General features: G+C 73.2%; 6 protein-coding genes and 1 pseudogene. 1 reads left to right on the top strand and 6 read right to left on the bottom strand.

Annotated features, from left to right (window positions below):
* Together IBL25_RS24155 and cbiE are read right to left on the bottom strand one after the other, a co-directional pair.
* Positions 1 to 353, bottom strand: a 353-nt coding sequence (locus IBL25_RS24155; RefSeq protein WP_187781018.1) for a cobalamin biosynthesis protein, incomplete at its 3' end; no start/stop codon positions are given.
* A complete protein-coding gene (cbiE, locus tag IBL25_RS24160; protein WP_187781019.1) occupies positions 350 to 1,564 on the bottom strand; it encodes a precorrin-6y C5,15-methyltransferase (decarboxylating) subunit CbiE in 1,215 nt (404 codons plus the stop codon). The genes IBL25_RS24155 and cbiE, both read right to left, overlap by 4 nt.
* Between cbiE and IBL25_RS24165 the strand changes: the two genes are divergently transcribed.
* Positions 1,564 to 2,298: a cobalt-precorrin-6A reductase gene (locus tag IBL25_RS24165; RefSeq protein ID WP_187781023.1), complete on the top strand. Its 735-nt coding sequence runs from the start codon at positions 1,564 to 1,566 to the stop codon at positions 2,296 to 2,298. The genes cbiE and IBL25_RS24165 overlap by 1 nt on opposite strands.
* A 269-nt stretch (positions 2,299 to 2,567) precedes the next feature.
* Here the strand turns inward: IBL25_RS24165 and cobJ are convergent, their stop codons facing one another.
* The 4 genes and pseudogenes from cobJ to IBL25_RS24185 all read right to left on the bottom strand — a co-directional run.
* Positions 2,568 to 3,335: a precorrin-3B C(17)-methyltransferase gene (gene cobJ / locus IBL25_RS24170; protein WP_187781020.1), complete on the bottom strand. Its 768-nt coding sequence runs from the start codon at positions 3,333 to 3,335 to the stop codon at positions 2,568 to 2,570.
* Positions 3,329 to 4,060 (bottom strand): precorrin-2 C(20)-methyltransferase, encoded by a 732-nt coding sequence (locus tag IBL25_RS24175; RefSeq protein WP_187781021.1) that lies wholly within the window; start codon positions 4,058 to 4,060, stop codon positions 3,329 to 3,331. Before IBL25_RS24175 ends, cobJ begins: the two co-directional genes overlap by 7 nt.
* Complete coding sequence (locus IBL25_RS24180) at positions 4,057 to 4,689, bottom strand: precorrin-8X methylmutase (protein ID WP_187781022.1); 633 nt, start codon at positions 4,687 to 4,689, stop codon at positions 4,057 to 4,059. The genes IBL25_RS24175 and IBL25_RS24180 overlap by 4 nt, the downstream gene beginning before the upstream one ends.
* Positions 4,686 to 5,259 (bottom strand): annotated as a pseudogene (locus IBL25_RS24185) (precorrin-3B synthase); the annotation flags it as partial. The gene IBL25_RS24180 and the pseudogene IBL25_RS24185, both read right to left, overlap by 4 nt.

Raw genomic sequence — 5,259 nt, forward strand, 5'->3', positions numbered from 1 at the left:
CCGATGGCGCAGGTCACGCCCGCGCCGGAAATGCGTGGCCGCAGCAGCCGCGCGCCTTCCCCCGCCGCCGCCAGGGCGCAGGCCTCGGCCACCGAGGCTAGGCCGGTGGCCACCAGCGCCGCTGCCGAGCGCGTGGGGCAGAGCGGCTGCACCCGTTCCAGCGCCGCCTGTTCCACGAATATCAGCGGAAGGCCCAGCGTGGCGGCGGCCTGATGCAGGGCCGCCACCTCCCGCCGGAAGGCGGGCGCGGCCAGATGCGTGACGGGCGGCAGGTCCTGCCCGGCCTGCCGCAGCAGGGCCAGGATGGCGGCTTCCTCCACCCCGGGGCGGCAGCCGAGGCCGGCGACGATCACGGCTTTACCGCCACCAGTTGCGTCACCGTCATGGCGGGGCGGAAACCGTGGCGGTTGCCGATGGCATCCAGCCGCTCCACCCCGATGCGCGTCAGCCGGGCGCCGAGGCGGGCGTGGCTGGCCAGCAACAGCGCCTCCGTCTCCACCGTCACGGCATTGGCCACCAGCCGGCCGCCGGGCTTCAGCGCCCCCCAGGCGCGGTCCAGCACCGCCGCGTCACAGCCGCCGCCGATGAAGATGGCATCCGGCGCCGGCAGCCCGTCCAGACCCTCCGGTGCCCGCGCCTGTTCCAGCCGCAGCCCCGGCGTGCCGAGCGCCAGGGCATTGCGCAAGGCGCGGGCGGCGCGGTCGGTGCGCGGCTCCAGCCCGATGGCGCGGTTGGCCGGGTGGCGCAGCAGCCATTCGATGGCTACCGAGCCGGAACCGCAGCCGATATCCCAGAGCAATTCGCCCTGCCGTGGCGCCAGGGCGGCCAGGGTGACAGCACGAATTTCCGACTTGGTGATCTGCCCGTCGTGCTCGAAAAAGTCGTCCGGCAGGCCGGTGGATAGCGGAAATACCCGCGCCCCGGGTTCCGCCACCACGTCCAGCGCCACCATGTTCAGCGCGGCGGGTTCCAGTGCGAAAGCCGCCGCCGTGGTGCTGGTGATGCGCTCGCGTGGGCCGCCAAGGGCTTCCAGCACATGCAGGCGCGTCGGCCCGAAGCCGAGGCGCGCCAGCATCGTCGCCAGCGCCCCCGGCGTCGCCGCATCGGCGGAAAGCGCCAGGATGCGCGCGCCCGGCTGCAACAAGGCTCGCACCGGCTCCAGCGGCCGGCCGCAGAAGGAGATGGTGGCGCAATCCTGCGCCGCCCAGCCCAGCCGCGCGCAGGCCAGGGCGAAGGTCGAGGGCGCGGGGATGCAGAGCATCTCCTCCCGCCGCACCAACTCTGCCAGCACGCTGCCGACGCCGAAGCAGAAGGGATCGCCCGAGGCCAGCACCACCGTGGGCCGGGGCCGGCAGGCCAGCAGGTCCGGGTATGCGGACGCCATCGGGCTGGGCCAGGGCCGCGCTTCCCCGCCGATCAGCGCTTCCGCCAGCGACAGATGCCGCCTTCCGCCATAAACCACCTCCGCCCCGCGCAGCAGCCCGCGCGCGGCGGCCGAAAGCCCGTTTACGCCGTCCTCCCCGATCCCCAGGATGGTCAGCCAGTGCGAGGAGTTCAGTGACATTGAAGGTGCTGCTGCTGGGCGGAACAACGGAAGCCTCGGCGCTGGCGCGGCTGCTGGCGGCGGATGCGCGCTTCACGGCCACGCTGTCCCTGGCCGGTGCCACTCGCTCGCCACGCCCGCAGCCGCTGCCCTGGCGTATCGGCGGCTTTGGCGGCATCGAAGGCCTGCGCCGCTACCTGGCGGAAGAGCGCGTCGACCTGCTGGTGGACGCCACTCATCCCTTCGCCGCGCAGATGACGCGCCATGCCCAGGCCGCCGCTGGCGCCACGCCGCTGTTGCGCCTGGAACGCCCCGCCTGGGCGCCTGTCCCCGGCGACACCTGGCTGCCGGTGCCCGACATGCCCGCCGCCGTCCGTGCCCTGGGCGAGACGCCCCGCCGCGTGCTGCTGACCATCGGCCAGAAGGAGCTGGCGCCCTTCCGCGCCGCGCCCTGGCACCACTACGTCATCCGCAGCGTGGATCCGCCGGACCCCGCCAGCCTGCCGGAGGGCGCCGAGGTGATCACCGCCACCGGCCCCTTCGCGCTGGAAGCCGAGCGCGCCCTGCTGGACCGCCACGGTATCGAGGTGATCGTCACCAAGAATTCCGGCGGCACGGCCACCGCGGCCAAGCTGGCGGCGGCGCGGGAGCGGGGCATCCCCGTGGTGATGATGGAGCGGCCCATTCCCCCTTCGGGCCTGGAGGGGGTGCCGGATGCGGAGGGCGCGATGCGCTGGCTGCTGCGGTATCTTTGAACGACCGGCCGGGGCCAGAGAGGGCGCTGCCCTCTCTGGACACACCCGCTGGGGTGACAGTGTCACCCCAGACCCCGCCGTTACTTCGCGGGCGGGATTGGCCCTCGGGGGCTGTGGATTCTTTCTGTGTATAATGTGGATATCGATGGGGGCAGTGCCCATCCCACCGCCTGGGTGCTGCAAAAAACCCGAAGCGGGGTCCGGGGTGGACTTTCCACCCCGGCGGGGCGTCCAGAGGGGCAGAGCCCCTTTGGCCCCGGCTTTCCGCCTCATGACGCCGGCACCGAGCGCGGCGAATAGACCCAAGGGCACGCGCCGCCCGGCCGGGGCAGCAGCCGTGTCGCGGCGGTTCCCACCATCACCAGGGTGCGCATATCGGCCAGGGCGGGGTCGGCTTCCGCCAGGGTGGTGACCGTGATGCGCTCATCCGGCCGGGTGACGGCGGTGGCGAAGATGACGGGCACCGTGCCCGGCAGGTGCTGCCGCAGCAGCGTGAAGGCGGCGCCGAGCTGCCAGGGCCGGGCGCGGGAGAGCGGATTGTAGAGCGCCATCACGAAGCCGCCGAGCGCCGCCGCCAGCAGGCGGTGCTGGATGACCTCCCAGGGCTTCAGGTTGTCGGAAAGCGAGATGGCGCAGAAATCGTGCCCCAGCGGCGCGCCGATGCGCGCGGCGGCGGCGAACATGGCGGAAATGCCGGGCAGCACGCGGATGTCCAGCGCCCGCCAGGCGGGGTCGCCGGCCTCCAGTGCCTCGAAGACCGCGCTGGCCATGGCGAAGACGCCGGCATCGCCCCCGGAGACCACGGCGACCCTGGCGCCAGCCTTGGCCAGTTGCAGCGCATGGCGGGCGCGGTCCAGCTCCACCCGGTTGTCGGAGGCGTGGCGGTAGAGGCCGGGGCGGTGTGGCACCCGGGCGACATAGGGGGCGTAGCCGACGAGGTCGGTGGCCTCGGCCAGCGCGGCCTCGACTTCCGGGGTGCGCTGGGCGGGGGAGCCGGGGCCGAGGCCAAGGACTGTGAGGCTGCCCGGGTTCAGCATCGCGGGTCCTGGCGGCCGGGGATCAGCAGCAGGGAGAAATAGGGCGCGGGGCTGTCGTCGCGCTCGGCCAGCGGCGTGGCATGGCCGCCTTCCATGGTGCCGCGCTCGACATAAAGGGCGCGGGCGGTGAGGCCGAGTTCGTCCAGGATGCCGCGCAGGCGGGGCAGGTGGCGGCCGAGCTTCATGACCACGGCGGCATCGGCCTGTCGCAGGCGGGTGCGGAGGCTGTCGCTGTCCATGGTGGCGGGCAGCACCAGCAGGGTGTCGTCGCCATGCACCATAGGGGCCTCGGCCACGGACCAGCAGCCGGACATGGCCGTGATGCCGGGCACCACCTGCACCGGGTGGCGGTGGCGCAGCCGGTCGAAGGGATACATGGCGGAGCCGTAGAGGAAGGGATCGCCCTCACACAGCAGGGCCACGTCCTGGCCGGCGGCGAGGCGGGCGGAGAGGGTCTCGGCGCAACGGTCGTAGAAGGCGCCCATTTCCGCGAAGTAGCGCGGGTCCGTCACCGGCAGGTCCATCGTGAAGGGGTAGTCGAAGCGCAGTTCCTCGGCCGCCGGGTTCAGGTGCGGGGCAGCGATGCCGCGCGCATGGCCGGTGCGGCCGCGCTTGGCGAAATGCGCGAAGACTGGCGCGGCGCCGAGGATGCGCGCCGCCTTCAGCGTCACCAGCTCCGGGTCCCCGGGGCCGAGGCCGAGAATGTACAGGGTGCCGGAGGTCATTCGGCTTCGCTCGCCAGGGCATTGACGGCGGCAACCGCCATGGCGCTGCCGCCGAGCCGCCCTTCCACGATCATCCAGGGAATGCGGTTATCGTCCGCCAGCGCCTGCTTGGATTCGGCAGCGCCGACAAAGCCCACCGGCAGGCCGATGACGGCGGCGGGCGGTGGCGCGCCACGGTCCAGCAGGTCGAGCAGATGGAACAGCGCGGTGGGCGCATTGCCGATAGCGACCACGGCGCCGCCCAGCTTCTCCCCCCACAATTCCAGCGCCGCCGCCGAGCGGGTATTGCCGATGCGCTTTGCCAGTTCCGGCACGCGCGGGTCATCCAGCAGGCAGAGCACCTCGTTGTTGGCGGGCAGGCGCGGGCGGGTGATGCCATGCGCCACCATCTTGGCATCGCAGAGGATGGGCGCGCCGCGCAGCAGCGCCGCCCGCGCGGCATCGGCGAAGCCGGGCGCGAAGCGGATGCGCTGCGCCACCTCCACCATGCCGCAGGCATGGATGACGCGCACGGCGACGCGGGCTTCCGCCGTGCTGAAGCCGGCAAGGTCGGCCTCGGCGCGGATGGTGGCGAAGGACTGCCGGTAGATGGCGGCGCCGTCCTTGATGTAGTTGCTGCGCGTGGTCATGGTCGCTGAAGCACCGCCAGGGCTTGTTCGAGGGTCAGGCCGGCGGCGGCGGGCCTGTCGCCGGCGCGGCCGTCGCGGATGATGGCATAGCCGTCCGGGCCGCCCACCAGCGTGGCGGGTGCTGTGCCCGGATGCGCACAGCCTTTGGCGCAGCCGGAGAGATGCAGCAAGCCCGGCAGGCCGACCGCCGCCACCTGTGCCGCCGCCGCGCGCGTGTCGATGAAGGCGCTGCCACAGCCTGGGGCGCCGGTGCAGGCGGCGATGCGCAGGCGCGGGTCCTCTGGCGCCAGGATCAGCCCCAGGGAGGCGGCGGGTGCCGCATCCTCCACCCCCGGCAGCAGCAGGGCTCGCCAGGGGGTGAGGCGCAAGGTGCCGTCGCCCTGTTGTTCCGCGAGATCGGCCAAGGCCGCGAGCTGTTCCGCGCGCAATTGCCCGAAGGGTGCCGCCACGCCCAGCACTCGCCCGGGCAGTAGGCCTACCGCCAGGGGCGGCGCGGAGCGCGGCGCAGGGTCCGGGGCCGCCTCAAGCCCGCAGGCGGCCAGGATGGCCCCGGCGCCCTGCGCCGCCACG

The organism is Pseudoroseomonas ludipueritiae (assembly GCF_014490445.1).
Taxonomy (GTDB): Bacteria; Pseudomonadota; Alphaproteobacteria; order Acetobacterales; family Acetobacteraceae; genus Pseudoroseomonas; species Pseudoroseomonas ludipueritiae.

Excerpts from the sequence above, each read along its gene's own strand:
- cbiE (WP_187781019.1), bottom strand. The coding sequence starts at position 1,564 with ATGTCACTGAACTCCTCGCACTGGCTGACCATCCTGGGGATCGGGGAG.
- cobJ (WP_187781020.1), bottom strand. The coding sequence starts at position 3,335 with ATGCTGAACCCGGGCAGCCTCACAGTCCTTGGCCTCGGCCCCGGCTCC.
- IBL25_RS24175 (WP_187781021.1), bottom strand. The coding sequence starts at position 4,060 with ATGACCTCCGGCACCCTGTACATTCTCGGCCTCGGCCCCGGGGACCCG.
- IBL25_RS24180 (WP_187781022.1), bottom strand. The coding sequence starts at position 4,689 with ATGACCACGCGCAGCAACTACATCAAGGACGGCGCCGCCATCTACCGG.